General features: G+C 61.3%; 12 protein-coding genes and 1 tRNA gene. 9 read left to right on the top strand and 4 right to left on the bottom strand.

Features of this window, described 5'->3' with window-relative positions; translation table 11 throughout:
* Window positions 1-305 precede the first annotated feature (305 nt).
* Window positions 306-4784 (bottom strand): ATP-dependent RNA helicase HrpA, encoded by a 4479-nt coding sequence (hrpA, locus tag HMPREF2836_RS03930; RefSeq protein ID WP_070629508.1) that lies wholly within the window; start codon window positions 4782-4784, stop codon window positions 306-308.
* A 285-nt stretch (window positions 4785-5069) separates the two neighbouring features.
* Between hrpA and HMPREF2836_RS03925 the strand changes: the two genes are divergently transcribed.
* Window positions 5070-5531 (top strand): helix-turn-helix domain-containing protein, encoded by a 462-nt coding sequence (locus tag HMPREF2836_RS03925; RefSeq protein ID WP_070629507.1) that lies wholly within the window; start codon window positions 5070-5072, stop codon window positions 5529-5531.
* Window positions 5532-5640: 109 nt separating this feature from the next.
* Here the strand turns inward: HMPREF2836_RS03925 and HMPREF2836_RS03920 are convergent, their stop codons facing one another.
* From HMPREF2836_RS03920 to HMPREF2836_RS03910, 3 genes are all read right to left on the bottom strand, one after another.
* Window positions 5641-6765, bottom strand: a complete 1125-nt coding sequence (locus tag HMPREF2836_RS03920; RefSeq protein WP_246822815.1) for an alpha/beta hydrolase — start codon at window positions 6763-6765, stop codon at window positions 5641-5643.
* A gap of 14 nt (window positions 6766-6779) precedes the next feature.
* Window positions 6780-7727 (bottom strand): NADP-dependent oxidoreductase, encoded by a 948-nt coding sequence (locus HMPREF2836_RS03915; protein WP_070629506.1) that lies wholly within the window; start codon window positions 7725-7727, stop codon window positions 6780-6782.
* Window positions 7728-8003: 276 nt separating this feature from the next.
* Window positions 8004-8077, bottom strand: a tRNA-Arg gene (locus HMPREF2836_RS03910).
* Window positions 8078-8151: 74 nt separating this feature from the next.
* Here HMPREF2836_RS03910 and argS point away from each other — a divergent pair.
* The 8 genes from argS to prmC all read left to right on the top strand — a co-directional run bounded on the left by argS (window position 8152) and on the right by prmC (window position 20314).
* On the top strand, window positions 8152-9816 hold the full coding sequence (gene argS / locus HMPREF2836_RS03905) for an arginine--tRNA ligase (RefSeq protein ID WP_070629505.1): 1665 nt from the start codon (window positions 8152-8154) through the stop codon (window positions 9814-9816).
* 83 nt (window positions 9817-9899) lie between these two features.
* Window positions 9900-11420, top strand: a complete 1521-nt coding sequence (locus tag HMPREF2836_RS03900; RefSeq protein WP_070629504.1) for a diaminopimelate decarboxylase family protein — start codon at window positions 9900-9902, stop codon at window positions 11418-11420.
* Between the two features lie 303 nt (window positions 11421-11723).
* Window positions 11724-13013: a homoserine dehydrogenase gene (locus tag HMPREF2836_RS03895; RefSeq protein WP_070616553.1), complete on the top strand. Its 1290-nt coding sequence runs from the start codon at window positions 11724-11726 to the stop codon at window positions 13011-13013.
* Window positions 13014-13170: 157 nt separating this feature from the next.
* On the top strand, window positions 13171-14271 hold the full coding sequence (thrC, locus tag HMPREF2836_RS03890; RefSeq protein ID WP_070616551.1) for a threonine synthase: 1101 nt from the start codon (window positions 13171-13173) through the stop codon (window positions 14269-14271).
* A gap of 122 nt (window positions 14272-14393) precedes the next feature.
* Window positions 14394-15362, top strand: coding sequence for a homoserine kinase (gene thrB, locus HMPREF2836_RS03885; RefSeq protein ID WP_070629503.1), 969 nt, complete (start codon window positions 14394-14396; stop codon window positions 15360-15362).
* A 513-nt stretch (window positions 15363-15875) separates the two neighbouring features.
* Window positions 15876-18029, top strand: a complete 2154-nt coding sequence (gene rho, locus HMPREF2836_RS03880; protein ID WP_070629502.1) for a transcription termination factor Rho — start codon at window positions 15876-15878, stop codon at window positions 18027-18029.
* Window positions 18030-18171: 142 nt separating this feature from the next.
* A complete protein-coding gene (gene prfA, locus HMPREF2836_RS03875; RefSeq protein ID WP_070629501.1) occupies window positions 18172-19254 on the top strand; it encodes a peptide chain release factor 1 in 1083 nt (360 codons plus the stop codon).
* Between the two features lie 133 nt (window positions 19255-19387).
* Window positions 19388-20314, top strand: coding sequence for a peptide chain release factor N(5)-glutamine methyltransferase (prmC, locus tag HMPREF2836_RS03870; protein WP_070629500.1), 927 nt, complete (start codon window positions 19388-19390; stop codon window positions 20312-20314).
* Window positions 20315-20327 lie beyond the last annotated feature (13 nt).

Below are 20327 nucleotides of genomic sequence, written 5' to 3'. Positions count from 1 at the left end.
CGCCCCGGGCGCTCTCCGCAGCGAAGCAAGGAAGAGCGGAGCGTCCGGGTGCGGCGGGTTCCCCTGCAGGAGCGGAGGAAGTGCATAGCTTGCCGACCCACCGGGTGCAGAAACCCATAGATACGAAAGAGCCCCCACACGAGGTGATCGTGTGGGGGCTCTTTGCTGTTCACAGCGCAAGCTGAGGTGGGAACCTACCGCGGACAGGCGGTGTCGTCCGTAGCGACATCAGGGTGCCCGAGCTCTGCGAGGGCGGGTGCCCCTGTAGGAGCGAGGACGAACACCGCCGTCCGCAAGCTCAAAATCTAACGCTTGATAGCGTCCAGCGCCTCACGCTGAGCCTTCGCAATGCGCTTCTCAGAGACCGTGTAGGCGGTACCAAGCTCCTGGGCGAAGAAGCTGACGCGCAGCTCCTCAATCATCCAGTTCACGCGGCGGAGTGCATCCGGCACGATGGTGCCTGCCGGTAGCGACTTGACCGCGTTATCGTAGGAGTCTTCCAGGTCCTGCACGGTGAGCATGAGCTGGTTGTCGCGGTGCAGGTTCGGGCCGAGCTTCGTCAGGCGCACCTGGGCGGCCTTGAGGTAGCGCGGGATGTGAACCAGCTGGTCGTAGCCGGTTTTCGCCACGAATCCGGGGTAGACGAGGTTCTCCATCTGTGCCTTCACGTCGGAGACGGCGTGCATGGTCGTCAGCGAGGTTGCCTTCTTGATTGCCTTCTTCAGCGCGGTGGCTTCGGAGAGGATTTCGGCGACGAGCTTGGTGACGTCGAAGACCGTCTCGATGAGTTCGGCACGCACGTGCTCGTAGAGTTCGCTGTATTCGGTGTGAGTGAAGATGGGGGTGTGCGGCACGAGGTGGTCGAGTGCCGCGACGGTGCAGTCGCGGATGAGTTCGTCGATGGAGCCGTGCGGGTTCTGCGTGAAGACGATTTTCTCCTTGTGGGAGAGGTGTTCGCTCACGTAGCGTACGGGCGAGGGCACCTGCAGTTGGAGCAGGCGGATGATGCCGCGGCGCTGTGCGTGGAGCTGTTCGGCTTCGGTGGGGAAGATTCGCAGGCCTACGCTGGTTTCTTCGTCGACGAGGGCTGGGTAGCCGTTGACTGCCTGGGTGGCGATGATGCGCTGTACCTTGCGGGGGATTTCTCCGTTGGGGAAGAGGTCGGCGGGGAATTCGGTGAGGCCGCTGATTTCGCGTACCTGCGAGCCGTGCGCATCGGCTGCCTGAGCGGTGCCGCTCTGAGCGTTCTTCACGCTCTTCTTGGCAGAAGCCGCGGAGCTACCCGAGTTGCCCTGCGCGAGCGCCACCATTTTTGCCATGGTGTCGTCGGATGCGCCGAGGGAGTCGGCGAGGGCGCCGCGAATCTCCTTGTGGAGCTGCTGCTGCAGGGCGCGCAGGTCCTTGCCTTCGCCCAGGATTTTGTTGCGTGCGTTGCGCACCTGGAATCCCATTTTCAGGTGTTCGGGCACGGCGTCCCAGTTAAAGGCTTCGGGCTCGACAACGACGCCGCGCAGGCGGCGTAGTACGAGTGCAAGGGAGGGGATGAGCTCGTCGGTGGCGGGGGAGTAGTCCTCCTCCAGTGCGGCGCAGGCGGCGCGTGCTACGTCGGGTGCAGGTACGAAGTTGCGTCGAATCGCCTTGGGGAGCGATTTGATGAGCGCGGTGACGAGTTCGTGGCGCAGGCCGGGGATCTGCCAGCGGAACGGTTCGGGGTTCAGCTGGTTGAGGAACAGGATGGGTACCTGGACTGCTACGCCGTCGCGCTTGGCGGCGTCGGTGCGTGCGCCTCCGATGCCGGCGGTGGGGGCGTATTCGTAGCGCAGGTCGAGGGTCAGTTCGCCGCTGTCGGTGCGCTGCACCCACTGGCGGGGGAACTGGGAGTCGTCGTAGTCGGCGGCTTCCTCGTTGATGAGCTTCTCGGGGTTGAAGTCCAGGTAGTTGTCGTCTTCGAGACGTGCCTGCTTCCACCACTTGTCGAAGGCGCGCACGTCGGTGACGTGGGCGGGGATGCGTGCGTCGTAGAAGGCGAAGAGTACGGAGTCGTCTACGCGCAGGTCGCGGCGGCGCAGGCGTGCTTCGAGTTCTTCGACTTCGGCGAGGGCGCGCTGGTTGCGCAGGTAGAACTTGTGCTGGGTGTGCCATTGGCCTTCGACGAGGGCGGACTGGATGAACAGTTCGCGGGCTGCGGCGGCGTCTACGCGGGCGTACTGCACGGGGCGGTCGGCGTAGATGGTCAGGCCGAAGAGGGTGCCCTTGGCGTAGGCTACTGCCGCACCGGAGCTGAGGGACCAGTGCGGTTCGGAGTATTGCACGCTGATGAGGTGCTTGCCGATTTCTTCGATCCACTGCGGGTCGATGGAGGCGTTGGTGCGCGCCCACAGGCGGGAGGTTTCGACGAGTTCGGCGGAGAGCACCCAGTCGGGGCTCTTTTTGAACAGGCCGGAGCCGGGGAAGATTGCGAACTTGGTGCCGCGCGCGCCGAGGTATTCGCGGGGGCCGCGGGTGCGCCCCTTGGAGTCCTTCTCGCGTTCTTCCTTGACGCCCACGTGCGAGAGCAGGCCGGTGAGCAGGCTCTTGTGGATGTCTACCTCGTGCGCGGAGGCGTTGATGTCCCTGCCGCCGCTGGCGTGAATGTTGGCGGTGCGTCCCATTTCGCGTAGCTGGGCGAAGAGGTCCTGCCATTCGCGGATGCGCAGGTAGTTGATGTATTCGCGGTGGCACATTTTGCGTAGCTGCGAGGAGGACAGCGCCGCCTGCTGCTCGTTGATGTAGTCCCAGAGCAGCAGGAAGGAGGAGAAGTCGGAGGTGTCGTCGACGAAGCGGGCGTGCATGGCGTCTGCTTCGGCGCGCACGTCGGCGGGGCGTTCGCGCGGGTCCTGGATGGTCAGGGCGGCGGCGAGCACCATCATTTCCTTGGCGCAGTTGCGGCGGCCGCCTTCAATGATTATGCGGGCCAGGCGCGGGTCCACGGGGAATGCCGCCATGGCTCGGCCGATGGCGGTGAGGGTTGCGCTATTGCCGCGGCCCTTGCGGGGCTGGCGGGGGCGTTCGGTGAGCGCGCCGAGTTCGCGCAGCAGGTTCACGCCATCGTTGATGGCGCGGGATGCGGGCGGCTGCACGAACGGGAAGCGGGAGATGTCGCCGGGTTCGCGGACCACGCCGATTGCGATCATCTGCAGGATGACGGCTGCGAGGTTGGTGCGCAGAATTTCGGGGTCGGTGAACTCGGGGCGCGAGTTGAAGTCTTCCTCGGAGTAGAGGCGGATCGCGATGCCGTCGCTGACGCGGCCGCATCGACCGGAGCGCTGGTTGGCGCTTGCCTGCGAGATGCGTTCGATGGGCAGGCGCTGAACCTTGGTGCGTGCCGAGTAGCGGGAGATGCGTGCGGTGCCGGTGTCGATGACGTACTTGATGCCGGGCACGGTCAGCGAGGTTTCGGCAACGTTCGTGGCGAGCACGATGCGCGGGCGCGATCCGGGGGAGAACACGCGATGCTGTTCGGCGAGCGAGAGGCGCGCGTACAGGGGCAGCACTTCGTAGTTCAGGCGCGGCGACTTGAGAACCATTGCCTCGATGGCGTCCTTGGCGTCGCGGATTTCGCGTTCGCCGGAGAAGAAGATGAGGATGTCGCCGGGCGCTTCCTTGGAGAGTTCCTTGATGGCGTCGAGGATGCCGTCGGTGGGGTCGTGGTCGTCTTCGATTTCGTCGTCGCTGAGGTAGTCTTCCTCGTCGAGCGGGCGGTAGCGGATTTCCACGGGGTAGGTTCGGCCGGACACCTCAATGATGGGCGGCGCGTCGTCGGGCAGGATTGCTTCGGCGATTTCGCGTTCTTCGGCGCTGAGGTTTTCGTCGACGATGCCCTTGCCCGGCACGTAGCTGGGGGAGAAGTGGCGCGCGAAACGCTCCGGGTCGATGGTCGCGGAGGTGATGATGACCTTCAGGTCCGGGCGCTGCGGCAGGATGCGCTTGAGGTAGCCGAGGATGAAGTCAATGTTCAGGCTGCGTTCGTGCGCTTCGTCAATGATGAGGGTGGAGTAGCGGCGCAGCAGCTTGTCGTTCTGGATTTCGGCGAGCAGAATGCCGTCGGTCATGAGCTTGATAGCGCTGTGTTCGCCGACTTCGGAGGTGAATCGCACCTGGTAGCCGACGGTTTCACCGATTTTCTGACCAAGTTCTTCGGCGATGCGTTCGGCGACGGAGCGTGCGGCGAGGCGGCGCGGCTGGGTGTGGCCGATGAGGCCCTTCTCTCCCAGGCCCAGGTCGAGGCACATTTTGGGGATCTGGGTGGTTTTACCGGAGCCAGTTTCACCCGCGATGATGACGACCTGGTTGTCGCGGATCGCGTTCATGATATCTTCGCGGCGTTCGCTGACGGGCAGCTCTTCGGGGTAGGTGATGATCTCGGGAATGAGCGGCTCGTAGCGGCGCGGTACCGGGCGGTTCTGCTGGTTGCTCTGCTTGCGGGTGCGGTTGTTGGCGCCTGCGCGTCGGTTGGAGCGGGAGGCGTTGGAGTTGCGTTCGGAGGTGCCGCGGGAGGAGTTCTTGCGGTCTGCGTTATTCTTCTGGGCGCTGTTCTTCTGTGCACCCTTCTTCGGGGCGCCGTTTTTTACCGCGTTGTTCTCAGTAGTTTTATCTGCGGTTTTGCCAGCGGCTTTTTCAGCGGTTTTTTCGGAGGATCGTACCTTTGCCGCGTGTATTGCGGCGGCCATGCTCGCCATGGTGGGGGCGGTGCGGGGGGCCTTAGAAGTATCTGCGTGTTTCTTCGTGGATTTCTGCTCAGACATATCCTATCCAGTGTACTCGCCTTGCCCGCGGTGGGCTTGGGGTGTGCTTTGTTTGTCATATTTGGGTTTGTTCGCGGGAACCCCGGGGTGGGCGGTGGTGGAATACTGACCCTGAACGAGCAGTTAAGATACAATAAACGACATCAAATGCTATCTAAAGAGTTAATAATTATTCATTTGAATTTTATGCACCGTAGATGCGAATTAACTGCGCTTCTTAACTTTCTTTCGATAGTTTCGTTCAACTGCTACAGTGGTGAATAACACAGTAACGAAGGAGTGACTATGCCATCACCAAAGACGTACCCGGCAACACGTGTTGCAGTGTTGGATTGCTGCGAAGACGGACAGTACGAAGAAATTCACCACCGCTGCGAAGAGCTCTTCCAAGCCCTCGTTCACGCGAGTCTGCGCACCCACTTCGACCGCCTCAGCGCCGAAGAAACCCTCTACCTGGTCACCGGCGACGGCGAGCGCGTACAGATTTCCCCCGAAATGTACGGACCCCTCACCTCCGTAGCGCGCGCATTCGCCGACCGCAAGGATGTCTGCGTGGTTCGCCAGGACCGCCTCATGACCACGCAGGAGGCGGCAGACTACCTGGGCGTATCCCGCCCGACCGTTGTTCGCCTGCTGGAGCGCGGAGATATTCCGTTCGAGCGCATTAACACGCACCGTCGCGTTGCTTTTGATGACCTCGAGCGTTACCGCCTTGAGCACGAATACGTGAACCGCCGCGTTCGCTAAACCTGTATCTGGTCAATTACTGTCCGGTCAATCACTCTGAATCAGACAGTATGGTTCAGACACTACGGTTGAACTGAACAGCGCGGTTGAACTGAACAGCGCGGTTGAACTAAACAGTACGGTTGAAGAACCGCAGCATCTGCTGAACAATATCGGGGCTAAAACAGCGCGAATCCCCGTGTTCGGCATCCGGAACCAGCACCAAATCGGTAGGCACCTGCCGCGTGCGCAGCGCCTGATACACCCGCACCGATTGCTGGTACGGCACACACGAATCACTAATACCGTGCACGAGCATCAGGGCAGTGGCACCGCCGCTCGCACCCTGTGCAGAGGCACTTTCGACCTTATTCACTCGTTTCTGGGGGCGTACCGCATCAATAGGATGCGCACGCTCCCAGTTCTTTTGGGCGCGCTCGATGCAGACACTCGGAACCGCCCGCTCACCCTTGGAAGCGTCGATAGTAGACACGTCTGCGGGGACCGGGTAGGTGCTTCCCAACAGCCGCCATTCGGCGCCGTCATCCTCGGGGTGGTCGAGAGCGTAGCCAGCCAGGGGACGGTCGGTGAAGATGGTCCTCAAATCGCTGACCCCGTAAAACGAAGCCGCCGCCGTCACCTGCGAACTATGGGACGGGTAGGCGCTCGCCGCCCTGCCCTCAAAGTATTCGTCGTGCTCGGGCGCGCTCGCAGAATCCCCACCGCTGCCGTCATCGGCGGCGGAATCTCCCGTATGCGCAACCATCATGCTCAGATGCCCGCCGGCGCTTCCGCCCGCTACCGCAATGCGCTGCGGGTCAATACCGAATTCGTGCGCGTTGGCGCGGAAGAAACGCACCGCCTCCTTCACATCGTGTAGGGCACCCGGGAAGAGTGCCTGATGCGAATACCGGTAGTTGATGGACGCGACCGCCCAGCCTGCCTGCTGAAAAGCGGCGCGCATGAGCGCCTGGGTATTGGGCTGCTCCCCGCCAGGGGTGCGCAGGATAGTGTCGCGTAGAGCCTGGTTGGTGCCGAAACGCCAGGCGCCACCGTGAACCCACACCAGCAGCGGCGCGGGGGAAGAGATATCCCCGGTCGCGGGGAAGAAGTCGTAGGCGAACGCCTCGCGAGTTACCGGCGACTGCGCGCCATAGTCGGGTAGCGAGTGGGCATCGTAAAAGCCCGCCTCGCGGTAAAAACCAGAGCGGTAATCGGTATTCTCAACGGTCGGTGCGCTCTCAGAAATCTGCATGAATCAGCGCCGCGTTAGGGAACCAGCACGATCTTGCCGCGGGTGCGACCCGTCGCAACCAGGGCGTGAGCCTGCGCAGCCTGCGAAAAATCAAGCACCTGATCCACGTGCACCTTCAACAGGCCCAAGGACATGAGGCGGGCAATCTCCTGCATCTGCGTGCGGTCCGGGTGAACCGTCAGCCACTGCGCCTCGAAGCCGCGCTCACGCGCAACATCCAGCGGGTCGGGGCTGGTCAGGGTGACAATGCGGCCGCCGGGAACCAGCACCTCCAGCGAATCGAGGAAGGTCTGCTGACCGGTGGAATTGAGCACCACATCCATGGTCTGGCCCAGTACGGCGCGGAAATCCTCGGTGCGGTAATCGATGGGCTGGGCACCCAGCGAGCGCACAAACTCGTGGTTCGCCGCGGAGGCGGTCGCAAAAACCTGAGCGCCAGCCTGCGCAGCCAACTGAACGGCGAGGTGACCGACGCCTCCGGCACCGGCGTGAATGAGCACGCGCTCGCCTTCCTTCAGCCGCGCCACTTCGAAGAGCGCCTGGTATGCGGTCAGCGCCGCCAGGGGAGCGCCGCCCAATTGCGCGCAGGGAACATCGGCGGGCACCTTCACCAGCTGATGCGCCGGGGCGAGAACATACTCGGCGTACGCACCGGCGGGGGCGGGGAAAGAAACAAGACCGAATACGCCGTCGCCCACCTTAAAACCCGTGTAGTCGCCGGCGGTAGCAACCACGGTTCCAGCAACATCCCAGCCGGGCACGAAGGGCTTGTACGACGGATCTGCCAGCTGAGCGGCGGGACCCAGACCCTTGCGGGTGGTCAGATCAATCGGGTTGACACCGGCGGCAACCGTCTTGATGAGCACGTGACCGCGCACCGGCGAGGGGATAGGCACGTTTGCTTCGTGCAGAACGCTTTCGTCGCCCCATTTGGTGAGCTGAATCTGGCGCATGGTGGTCATCGGGTTACCTCCGCTGTTGTGGCTTGAGCCGTGCTGATGTGACGGGTGTGCGCGTTTTCCCATTCTCTCAAGGCTGTTAGCGTTGCCACAATAGGCAGGCGGGTAGTGTCCACCCTCTGAGGTTGAAGTCTGAGGTTGAAGAGGGAGTTGGCGGGAACGGTCGCCCGGCGCAGGCTTTATGCATAACAAGGTGAGCGGTTAAATAAAAAGGAGCCGATACCCGAACAATACGCCTCGGATATCGGCTCCCGTGTTCCCTCTCGAATAAGAACATCGTGCCCCTGAAAGGATTCGAACCTTCGACCCCCAGTACCGGAAACTGGTGCTCTAATCCGCTGAGCTACAGAGGCAACCCACCTATGGTATCAGATATGCACTAGATAAAGGGTCAGGCGCCTGCCAAGGCTTGCTAGAATAGTTTGTTATGACTCCTGAAGAACTCTCCGAAGCCATTGCGCTTGCCCTTGAAGAAACCATTTCCTCCGGCCAGCTGACCCTCGTGGAGGGCGCTGAACTGCCCGCCGTCCGAGTGGAGCGCCCCAAGTCCCGTGAACACGGCGACTGGGCAACCAACGTCGCTCTGCAGCTCGCCAAGAAGGTGGGCAAGAACCCGCGTGAGGCAGCAGCTCTTCTGGCAGAGAAGATTAGCGCCATCCCCGGTGTTGCATCCGTAGATATTGCTGGCCCCGGCTTCCTGAACATCACCCTGGACGCCGCAGCTGCCGGTGAGCTTGCCGCCACCATCGTTGAGGCTGGTGAAGCATACGGCCGCAGCGACAAGTTCGCCGGCAAGACCATCAACCTTGAGTTCGTCTCCGCGAACCCCACCGGCCCCATCCACCTGGGTGGCACCCGCTGGGCTGCCGTCGGTGATGCGCTCGCCCGCGTCCTTGAGGCTGAAGGCGCTAACGTCGTGCGTGAATACTACTTCAACGACCACGGCACTCAGATTGACCGTTTCGTGCGCTCCCTGATTGCCGCTGCTCGCGGCGAGGAGACCCCCGAGGACGGCTACGCTGGCGCGTACATTGTTGACATTAAGGACCAGATTCTGGCTCAGCGCCCCGACGCGCTTGAGGCTGAGAACCCCGAAGAGATTTTCCGCGAAATCGGTACTCACCTGATGTTCGATCAGATCAAGGAGTCCCTGGCGGCATTCGGCACCCACTTCGACGTGTTCTTCCACGAGAACTCCGTGTTCGAAGGCGGCAAGGTGGACGCCCTGCTCGACGCTATGCGCGAGAACGGTCAGCTCTTCGAGGCTGACGGCGCATGGTGGATGCGCACCACCGACTACGGCGACGACAAGGATCGCGTGGTCATCAAGTCTGACGGTAACCACGCCTACGTGGCGGGCGATATCGCCTACTACCAGGACAAGATGACCCGCGCCGAGAACCCCGCAGACGTGGCGATTTACATGCTCGGTGCTGACCACAACGGCTACGTGGGCCGTCTGAAGGCTATCGCCCAGATTCTTGGCTACCGCGCCGACCAGATTGAGGTCATGATTGGTCAGCTGGTGAACCTGGTCAAGGACGGCAAGCCCGTCCGCATGTCCAAGCGTGCCGGCACCGTGGTCACCCTCGAGGACCTGGTCGAGGCTGTTGGCGTTGACGCGGCTCGCTACGAGCTGACCCGCTACTCGGTGGACACCCCCATCGATATTGACCTGGGCCTGCTGACTTCCAAGAGCAACGAGAACCCGGTCTACTACGTGCAGTACGCTCACGCACGTACCGCCGCTGTGGCACGTAACGCTGCGGAGGCTGGCGTGAAGGTTGAGGACGGCGTGGACACCTCCCTGCTCGACTCGGCTGCTGACGGTGAGCTGCTGGCTGTACTCGGCCAGTTCCCCGCCGCTGTGCGTGATGCCGCGAAGTTCTACGAGCCGCACCGCGTGAACCGCTACCTGGAGCAGCTCGCTTCGGCGTACCACAGCTGGTACGGTGTCTCCCGCGTCGCCCCCAAGGCGGATGAAGAGGTCACCGACCTGCACCGTACCCGCCTGCTGCTGAACAACGCGGCACAGCAGGTGCTGGCTAACGGCCTGAACTTGCTGGGTGTGAGCGCACCCGAGCGCATGTAATACTCTCGTTTCAACCCCCGACCCGGTGCTACCGGGGCGGGGGTTGAGCGTATGCCGGCAAAGATAGCTAAGAAAGAGACACGATGAGCGAAGCCCGCGCCCTCTACGCCCCCGAATGGCTCACCTACCCCGAGCACCCCGAAGCCCTGTCCCGCACCATCTGGACTGATTCCTTTACCCGCAATGAGCAGGGCGAGCTCTGCATTGACGGTATGACCGTCAGCGACCTGGTTGCTGAGCACGAAACCCCGCAGTACGTCTTCTCCGAGACGACCTTCCGCGCCCGCGCCCGCGCCTACCGCACCGCTTTTGAGCAGGCTTTCGCCGCGCACGGTGCGAAGGTGAGCGTTTACTACGCCGGTAAGTCGTTCCTGTCTACCGCTGTGGCGCGCTGGGCGACCGAGGAGGGGCTGTGCCTGGATACCGCCTCCGGTGGTGAGTTGGCGTTGGCTCTGCGCGCGCAGGTGCCCGGTGCGAATATCGCCCTGCACGGTAATAACAAGTCGGAGGCTGAGATTGCCCGCGCGATCCGCAACGGCCTGGGCCGCGTGGTGGCTGACTCGGTGGACGAGCTCAAGCTCATTGAGCGCGTGTACGCCGAGCTTGCCGCCGAGCGTGTAGCGGAGGGAGAAGAACCGTACGCCCCGGTTCCGGTGCTGATTCGCATCACCCCCGGCGTGCATGCCTCGACCCACGAATCCATTGCGACCGCGCACGAGGACCAGAAGTTCGGCATGTCCCTGCAGCCCGGTACCGCCGCGCTCGCGGGTTTGGACGAGGAGGAGCTGGAGTACTGGGGTGTTGAGGCTACCGATTCTTACGCGGCTCTGGCTGCCGCGATTCTGAACGCGACCGATTCCCTGGATTTCCGCGGTATTCACTGCCATATTGGTTCGCAAATTTTTGAGGCGGAGGGCTTCGAGCAGGCGGCAACTACCGCCCTGGAGTTCATGAACCGTCTCAACCGTGACCTGGGCGTGATCCTGCCGGAGCTGGACCTGGGTGGCGGCTACGGTATTGGCTACACCGAGGCGGATCACCCCCGCTCCATTACCGAGGTGACCGAGTCGATTGCCGCTTCCGTCGCGGCGACCTGCGAGCGCTTGGGCATGGCGATTCCGCATATGTCGTTCGAGCCGGGCCGTTCTATTTCTGGTCCTTCGGGTGCGACCCTGTACACGGTGGGCACCATTAAGAACGTGAGCATTGAAGATGAGAACGGCGAGATTCGTGTGCGTCGCTACGTTTCGGTGGACGGCGGTATGAGTGATAACGCCCGCCCGGTGCTGTACGAATCGGATTATTCGGTGACCCTGGCGAATCGTGCCCCGGCGGGGGAGCAGGTGCTCTCTCGCGTGGTGGGTAAGCACTGCGAGTCTGGCGATGTGGTGGTGCGCTACTGCTACCTGCCCGCTGACCTGCAGGCTGGCGATATTCTGGCGGTTCCGGCGACCGGCGCGTACTGCTATGTGCTGGGTTCGAACTATAACTTCTTGACTCGCCCGCCGGTGATTGCCACTGCTGAGGGTAAGCCTTCTCGCGTGATGATTCGTCGTCAGCGTGAGGAGGATATGTTGGCGCTGGATATGGGTTCGGATATCTAAGAACACTGTCTGAACATCATGAAAAACCGTGAAGTTCCCGTCTCTGCCATGGACGCCGTGAGGTGGCGGTTGCGGGTGGGGTCTTCACGGTTTTGTGCGTTCACAACATGACAGAAGATAAGGTTCACCTCATCACTGTGAGGGATACCTCATCTCAGAGAGTAAAAGTCGCAGCTTGAGGCTGCTGAGCCGTCCCCGGCTCTTGATAAAGTGGTTGTTGAGTGCGTGCTCTGCGCCGCATCCACACCGTAGCCCGAAGAGATACCGGGGCGAACCCGGAACAGACCGTAGAAAGAGACTATCGTGGCTGAAAAGATCAAAGTAGCACTGCTCGGTGCCGGTAATGTCGGTTCCCAGGCTGCTCGCATCCTGGTCGAGGATAACGCCGTCCTTGAAAAGCGCATTGGCGCCCCCGTGGAGTTGATCGGTATTGCTGTGCGCGATACTAATGCATCCCGCCACTGGAATGCGGACCCCTCGCTGTACACCACCGACGCTGAATCCCTGATTGATGCGGCGGATGTGGTCATCGAGCTGACCGGCGGTATTGAGCCGGCTCGCACCCGCATTCTGCGTGCTCTGAAGGCGGGTAAGTCCGTGGTCTCCGGCAACAAGGCGCTGCTGGCTAAGCACGGCGTGGAGCTGCAGGCTGCCGCTGATGAGTCCGGTGCTCAGCTCTCTTACGAGGCTGCTGTTGCGGGTGCTATCCCGATTCTGCGCCCCCTGCGTGACTCCCTGGCTGGTGACCGTGTGACCCGCGTTCTGGGCATCATGAACGGCACCACCAACTACATTCTTGATCAGATGGACACCACCGGCGCATCCTTCGCGGACGCACTGGCTGAGGCTCAGAAGCTCGGCTACGCGGAGGCTGACCCGACCGCTGACGTTGAGGGCCACGATGCCGCGTCAAAGGCTGCGATTGTTGCTTCGCTGGCGTTCCACTCTGACTTCACCATCGATGATGTGCACACTGAAGGCATTACCTCCATCACCGCTGATGATGTTGCGGCTGCGGATGCTGATGGTTACGTCATCAAGCTGCTGGCCATTTGTGAGCGCGAGGGTGCGGACGGCGCGAACATTCGCGTGAACCCGACCCTGATTCCGCGTCAGCACCCGCTGGCTGGTGTGCACGGTGCGTTCAACGCTGTGTTCGTTGAGGCGGAGAACGCTGGCGAGCTGATGTTCTACGGTCCCGGTGCGGGTGGCGCTCCGACTGCTTCGGCTGTTCTGGGTGACTTTGTGTCTTTGGCTCGTCGCCTGGTGCTGGGCGGTCCCGGTGTTCCGGAGACTTCTCACGCTCAGTTGCACGCAACTAGCCTGGATAACGTGATTTCTCGCTACTCGGTGGGTGTTCTGGTGGAGGACCGTCTGGGCGTTCTGGCGAATATTACCCGTATCCTTGCCGAGCACGGTATTTCTGTTGATTCTCTGCGTCAGTCCACCCCGAAGGAGGGCGCGGCTCAGATTCGTATGGTGACTCACTCGGCGAAGGATTCTGATCTGCGCCGTGCGATTGCTGTGATTGATGCTCTGGACACTGTGCGTGAGGTGAACTCGGTCATCCGCGTGGAGTCCGAGAAGCACTAAGGCTCAAAAGCGTTATCTATGTGCGGCACGCGCCGCTCACTAAACGTGCGATGTTCGCTTGCGGGTGCATCGCTCACTAACTAACCCGCGTACCCGCTACCGCGCCGGACCTATGGGAGGTCCGGCGGGCGGGGCGCCAAGATTGAAGGAGAAGCCAATGGCACACGTGTGGCAGGGCGTTATCAATGAGTACCGTGACCGTCTGCCTTTCGCAGACGATGTGAAGGCTGTGACCCTGGGCGAGGGCGGCACCCCGCTGATTCACGCGCCGGCACTGTCTGCTGAGACCGGTAACACCGTTTACCTGAAGTTTGAGGGTATGAACCCGACCGGTTCGTTCAAGGACCGCGGTATGACCAGCGCGATGACCGCCGCTAAGCGTGACGGCGCGAAGGCTGTTGTGTGTGCTTCGACCGGTAACACTTCCGCTTCGGCTGCTGCGTACGCTCTGCAGGCTGGTATGCGCTGTGCAGTGCTGGTTCCGGACGGCAAGATTTCTATGGGTAAGCTGTCTCAGGCGATTGCTCACGGTGCTGACATCATTCAGATTGACGGCAACTTCGATAACTGCCTGGAGATTGCTCGCAAGCTCAGCGAGAACTACCCGGTGTTCCTGGTGAACTCGGTCAACCCTTACCGTATTGAGGGTCAGAAGACCGGTTCGTTCGAGGTTGTTGACACCCTGGGTGACGCTCCCGATTACCACCTGCTGCCGGTTGGCAACGCGGGTAACATCACCGCGTACTGGAAGGGCTACAAGGAGTACTCGGAGCCTTACACCAACCGTGACGGTAAGGTACTGGAGCCGGTTGCGACCAAGCGCCCGATCATGTGGGGCTTCCAGGCTGCTGGTGCTGCACCGATCGTTGCTGGTCACCCGATTGAGGCTCCTGAGACCATTGCGACCGCGATCCGTATCGGTAACCCCGCGTCGTGGGAGAAGGCTGAAGCTGCTCGTGACGAGTCCGGCGGCGTGATTGAGGCTGTGACCGATGAGGAGATTCTGGAGGCGCACCGCTGGCTGTCTGCCCGCGAGGGTGTCTTCGTGGAGCCGGCTTCAGCTGCTGGCGTTGCGGGTCTGTTGAAGAAGCACCGTGCCGGTGAAGCTCCCGAGGGTAAGACCATCGTCATCACCGTGACCGGTCACGGTCTGAAGGACCCGCAGTGGGCTCTTGAGGCTGTGAACGGCGTGAAGGTTGAGCCGACTAAGGCTCCCTTCGACGTGGTTGCTGTGGCAGATATTCTCGATTTGCACTAGCCTATTCATACTACGTTGTGCACTCCGTCCCGTGTTTGCGGGGCGGGGTGCACCTGCATGACAGCCCTTTTTGTATCTTTCACCTATTCACTCATTACGTCACCGATCGCGAGGTTCTTCTCATGTCTTCCCTGCATATTTCTGATATTCCGGTGGGCGCGTCCGTTAAGGTCCGCGTTCCCGCTACGAGCGCTAACCTGGGCCCCGGCTATGACAGCATGGGTTTGGGTCTTGGCTTCTATGATGAGCTGGTTGTTGAGCGTATTGAGTCCGGCCTGGAGTTTGAGCTCAGTGGTGAGGGTAGCGCGGATGTTCCTCGCGATGAGAGCCACCTGGTTTTGCAGGCGATGAAGGCTGGTTTTGCGGCGGCTGGTTTGGATGAACTGCCGCCGGTGAAGCTGATTGCTGATAACAAGATTCCGCATTCTCGCGGTATGGGTTCTTCGGCGTCGGCTATTGTGGCGGGTGTGGCTGCGGCGAGCGGTCTGCTGCCGGAGGAGCACCGTCTGAGCCGTGAGCAGATGCTACAGGTCGCCTCCGATATGGAGGGCCACCCGGATAACGTGGCTCCGGCGATTTACGGCAACCTGTCGGTGTCTTGGGGTGAGATGGGTAACTGGAAGACCCTGATTATTCCGGTGCATCCTGATGTTCACCCTGTGGTGGCTGTGCCCGATTATGAGGTGTCGACGAAGCTTGCTCGTTCGCTGATTCCTGAGGAGATGCCCCACGTTGAGGCGGTGGCGAACTCGGCTCGTGCGGCGCTGCTGGTGCGCACTCTCTCTGATGCTCCCGAGTACCTGATGGATGCGACCGTGGATTACCTGCATCAGGGGTACCGCGTGACCGCGATGGAGCCGTCCGCTGTGCTGGTTGCGTACCTGCGCGGTCAGGGTTTTGCTGCGGTGATTTCTGGCGCTGGCCCTACTGTTTTGACCTTTGCGCACGGTGACGAGCAGGTGCAGCAGGTGCAGGAGGCTATTGCCGAGTTCGCGGCGACTCACCCCTGTAGCGCTATTGTGGATTGTCGCCTGAACTGGCGGGTTCTTCCTCTTGAAATTGATACTGAAGGTGTTATAGTTACTCAGTAGGACGTTATTAGTTCGTCCTATGTTGAGGTTCGCCCGTCGTTCAATGTAGACCGTCGATACTATCCTTCGTAACGTACTTCCGTTTCCCCTGATGCCTCAGGTGCTTTGTGTATCTGAGCGGGAGCCGGCAGGGTTCGGGGGAGTGCCTTTGGATTCCACGTCTTTCTTTGTTTCTGACGCATAGGGGAAGACTTTTCTGGAGGTTCGGTTTCGCGGCGGGTGCCCTTTCAAAGTGACCAATCCGTCCTCTTCATCTCGTGTAGATGATTCTTAGAGATGATGGTTTGGGCTTGCCCACATTTGTGATAGAGCGCCTTATCTTCCGTGTGTGCCCGCTGTGTCTGAATCAGCGGGTACGGTAAGAGACGCGAACCGCCTCCAGTGCGGTTCGAGGGAGTCGAAGGTGCGGACTGCTGTTTTCTTTCGGCAGTGTCTAAGCCTTTGACCGCGCTATAGCGTTCGCCCGATCTTTATTCTGAAGATTTTCAGGGCTTATAACCAAAGGAATTGTAGTTGGCAAAGAATATTGTTGTCACCGATGAGTACGGTACGGCCGCTGCCGCACCGGAACTTGCAAACTTGAAGGTCGCGCAGCTGCGTGTCCTCGCCCAGCAGCTTGGTATCCGCGGCTACCTGAAGTTGAAGAAGGCTGAGCTGGTTCAGGCTCTTGAGGAGCATCAGCGTGGCGGCGCCGTAGCCGCTCCTGCTGAGCCCAAGGCTGAGACTCCCGCTGAGTCTGCCCAGACCCCCGCTGCTGAGAAGGTTGAGGAGTCTAAGCCTCGCCGTACCCGCCGTACTCGCACCCAGAAGGATGCTGAGGCGAAGGTGGAGAAGGCTGAGAAGACCGAAAACGCGGAGGCTGCTGAGGCTCCCGCTGAGGGTGCTGAGAAGGCTGAAAAGTCTGAGAAGCGTACCCGTTCTTCCCGCCATGAGACTCCCGCTCAGAAGCGTGCGCGCGCTCGCCGCGCCGCTGAGGGCGAGGACGCATCGGCTGAGAAGTCCGAGAAGACTGAGAATAACGAGAAGCCGGAGAAGCGTACTCGCCGCACCCGCACCCGTAAGGACGAGAAGCCTGCTGAGCTTCCTCCGCTGGATGTGCGCGCTGAGCTGGCTGCTGAGCGTATTGGCGAGCGTGCGGAGCAGGTTGACCTGCCCGGTAACTCTGCTGAGCTGAAGGCTACTACCGCTGACGGCACCGCGAGCCTGGACAGCCTGAACGCTGCCCTGGACATGACTTTTGGCACCCCTGACGGTGAGAAGAGCTCGAAGCGTACTCGTACCCGTGAGCGTCGCCGCGACCAGGATGGTGAGCGTACTGAGCGCCGTTCCAAGCGTGACCGCCAGGCGGAGCGTGCAGAGCGCAATGCTGAGCGTAGCGAACGTGCCGAGCGTAAGGCTGCTGAGCGTGCAGAACGCGCCGAGCGCACTGAGCGCACTGAGCGCCGTTCCAAGCGTGACCGTCAGGCTGAGCGTGCTGAGAAGCAGGCTCGCCGCCGCGAGGAGAACGAGCCTCGTCTGAGCGAAGACGATGTGCTGGCACCGATTTCGGGTGTTCTGGACATCCTCGATAACTACGCTTTCGTGCGTACCACCGGCTACCTGCCCGGCACCAACGACGTGTACGTCTCCCTGGCTCAGGTGAAGAAGTACAACCTGCGTAAGGGTGACCACGTGCTCGGCGCGATTCGCGTGCCGCGTGATGGTGAGTCGAACAGCCGCCAGCGTTTCAACGCGCTGGTTCAGGTTGAGGCGATTAACGGTCAGACCGTTGAGGAAGCAGCTAACCGCCGCGTCTTCTCGAAGCTGACTCCGCTGTACCCCAAGGAGCGTCTGCGACTGGAGACCACCCCGAAGAAGCTGGGCACCCGCGTGGTTGACCTGGTGTCTCCGATTGGTAAGGGTCAGCGTGGTCTGATTGTGTCCCCGCCGAAGGCGGGTAAGACCCTCATGCTGCAGTCCATTGCGAACGCGATTACCGTGAACAACCCGGACGTGTACCTGATGATGGTCCTGGTGGATGAGCGTCCTGAAGAAGTGACCGATATGCAGCGCACCGTTAAGGGTGAGGTTATCGCCTCGACCTTCGACCGCCCGGCTGAGGATCACACCACTGTGGCTGAGCTGGCTATTGAGCGTGCGAAGCGTATGGTGGAGCTCGGCTACGATGTGGTCGTGCTGCTGGACTCCATGACCCGCCTGGGCCGCGCATACAACCTGGCGGCTCCCGCATCCGGTCGTATCCTGTCCGGTGGTGTGGATTCTGCCGCACTGTACCCGCCGAAGAAGTTCTTCGGTGCTGCCCGCAACATTGAAGAGGGCGGCTCGCTGACCATCCTGGCTACCGCCCTGGTTGAGACCGGCTCGAAGATGGATGAAGTGATCTTCGAAGAGTTCAAGGGCACCGGTAACATGGAGCTGCGCCTGTCCCGTCAGCTGGCGGATAAGCGTATCTTCCCGGCTGTTGATATTAACGCTTCTGGTACTCGCCGCGAGGAGAACCTGCTCTCCCCGGATGAGATCAAGATTATGTGGGGTCTGCGCCGTGCCCTGGCGGGTATGGAGCCTGAGCAGGCTCTGGGCGTTCTGACCAACCAGCTGCGTAAGACTGAAAGCAACGTGGAGTTCCTTCTGACGGTTCAGAAGAACGGTCTGCGTCTGGTCGACTAAGGCTCGTATCTCACGCGCCCCACCTCCTCATGTGGGTGGGGCGCGTGAGATGTTCGTTTTGCGCATCCCTGTTGTGTGGGGTGCGAGATGTCTAGTGCCTGCCCGTGCGGCGTAAAGTGCGGGAGATGGAAGAGAGAACAGAATGTTTGAATCTATTCAGGTTCTGCTGGATGAGCACACTGACCTGCAGAATCAGCTTGCTGACCCCGCTGTGCAGGCGAACCAGGGTAAGGCACGCCGTGTGGGCCGCCGTTACGCGGAGCTGACCGGTATTGTGACTGCGTACAACAAGTACACTTCGCTGAAGGATGACCTTGAGGTTGCTCGCGAGATGGCTGATGAGGATCCGGATTTTGCGGCGGAGATTCCCGGTCTGGAGGAGGAGCTGGAGGTTGCTCAGGAGAAGCTGCGCCGCCTGCTGATTCCGCGTGACCCGGATGATGGCCGTAACGTCATTCTTGAGGTGAAGGCTGGTGCCGGTGGTGACGAGGCGGCTCTGTTCGCTGGTGACCTGCTGCGCATGTACATGCGTTATGCCGAGAACAAGGGCTGGAAGACTGAGATTATTTCTTCGACCAGCACCGATGTTGGCGGTTACAAGGACGCCCAGATTGCTATTAAGGGCTCCTCGAATGAGCCGGCTGAGGGCGTGTGGGCGCACCTGAAGTATGAGGGTGGCGTGCACCGTGTGCAGCGTGTTCCGGCGACTGAGTCTCAGGGCCGTATCCACACTTCTGCTGCCGGTGTTCTGGTGTTCCCTGAGGTGGATGAGCCCGAGGAAATCGAGATTAACCAGAACGACCTGAAGATTGACGTGTACCGTTCTTCGGGCCCCGGTGGTCAGTCGGTGAACACCACCGACTCGGCGGTGCGTATTACTCACCTTCCGACCGGTATTGTGGTGGCGATGCAGAATGAGAAGTCTCAGCTGCAGAACCGTGAAGCTGCGATGCGCGTTCTGCGTGCGCGCCTGTTGGCTCACCAGCAGGAGCAGATTGACGCTGAGAACGCGGCACACCGTGCTTCGCAGGTGCGTACCATGGACCGTTCGGAGCGTATCCGTACGTACAACTTCCCGGAGAACCGCATTGCGGATCACCGTACCGGCTACAAGGCGTACAACCTGGATGCTGTGTTGAATGGTGACCTGGAGCCTGTGGTTCAGTCCGCTATTGAGATGGATGAGGCGCACCGCCTCGCTCAGGTGGGCCAGGAACAAAAGTAATTCTGTATAGGCTCTTGCCGATTCGCTGAATCGACGTGAGATGTTGGTGAGGGGCTCGCCGCTACGGCGGTGGAGCCCCTTAGCCATATGCTGTGACAGGTTTTGAGCTGTTGAGAGACGAGGAGGAGAGCTCATGAAGGTGAATGTGCACGACCCGCGCGGGGAAGAACTCGCACAGGTAATTACGCGCGCCACCGCGGCACTGGCGCAGGTGCCCAGCCCCCGCGTCGACGCTGAGCTACTCGCAGCGCACCTGCTCTACGACGGCTCACGCTCGCGCCTCCAGCACGCCGCGCTGATGGGGGAGCGGCTCACCCCCGACCAGGTCGCAGAGTACGAGGCGCTGGTCGCCCGCCGCGCCTGCCGCGAACCGCTGCAGCACATCACCGGCTCCGCTCCCTTCTACCGTCTAGAACTGGCAGTCGGACCGGGCGTGTTCGTACCCCGCCCCGAGACCGAGCTACTCGTCGAAGAAGCCCTCAAAGTGCTGACCGCACGCACCAATTCGGCACCCCGCACCAATTCGGCAACCGGTGCGTTGCGCATCGTCGACCTGTGCACCGGCTCCGGGGCTATCGCCGCGGCTATCAAGAGCGAACTGCCGAACGCCCAAGTATTCGCGGTAGAGCTCTCCGAAGACGCCATCCCCTACACCCGCAAGAACCTGGAGCCACTCGGCGTGCACCTGGTTCAGGGGGATGCCCTCACCGCCCTGCCCGAACTTGCCGGAACCTTCGATGCGGTGCTCTCTAACCCTCCGTACATTCCGCCGGCGAACGTGCCCGCCGACCCGGAAGCCGCCCTGCACGACCCGGACATGGCACTGTACGGAGGGGGAGAGGACGGCATGCAGATGCCCTCCGCAATTGCCGCCCGCGCCTTCGAGCTTCTTACCCCCGGCGGCCTGTTCATTATGGAGCACGACGACACCCAGGAAGAAGCCGTCGCCGAGCTGTTGGCGCGTGTTGGCTTCGAGGGCTGCTACCCGGTGCGTGACCTGAATAATCGTCCGCGTCATAGCGTCGGTTATAAACCGCGCCCACTAGAGCCTTTAGACTAGTAGATGCACCACC

Source organism: Rothia sp. HMSC065C12 (genome assembly GCF_001812085.1).
GTDB lineage: Bacteria > Actinomycetota > Actinomycetes > Actinomycetales > Micrococcaceae > Rothia > Rothia mucilaginosa.
This window is presented reverse-complemented; position numbering and strand designations above follow the sequence as displayed.

Coding starts and splice junctions, on each gene's coding strand:
- HMPREF2836_RS03920 (WP_246822815.1), bottom strand. CDS start 6,765: ATGCAGATTTCTGAGAGCGCACCGACCGTTGAGAATACCGATTACCGC.
- prfA (WP_070629501.1), top strand. CDS start 18,172: ATGTTTGAATCTATTCAGGTTCTGCTGGATGAGCACACTGACCTGCAG.
- HMPREF2836_RS03900 (WP_070629504.1), top strand. CDS start 9,900: ATGAGCGAAGCCCGCGCCCTCTACGCCCCCGAATGGCTCACCTACCCC.
- thrB (WP_070629503.1), top strand. CDS start 14,394: ATGTCTTCCCTGCATATTTCTGATATTCCGGTGGGCGCGTCCGTTAAG.
- hrpA (WP_070629508.1), bottom strand. CDS start 4,784: ATGTCTGAGCAGAAATCCACGAAGAAACACGCAGATACTTCTAAGGCC.
- thrC (WP_070616551.1), top strand. CDS start 13,171: ATGGCACACGTGTGGCAGGGCGTTATCAATGAGTACCGTGACCGTCTG.
- HMPREF2836_RS03925 (WP_070629507.1), top strand. CDS start 5,070: ATGCCATCACCAAAGACGTACCCGGCAACACGTGTTGCAGTGTTGGAT.
- argS (WP_070629505.1), top strand. CDS start 8,152: ATGACTCCTGAAGAACTCTCCGAAGCCATTGCGCTTGCCCTTGAAGAA.
- prmC (WP_070629500.1), top strand. CDS start 19,388: ATGAAGGTGAATGTGCACGACCCGCGCGGGGAAGAACTCGCACAGGTA.
- HMPREF2836_RS03915 (WP_070629506.1), bottom strand. CDS start 7,727: ATGACCACCATGCGCCAGATTCAGCTCACCAAATGGGGCGACGAAAGC.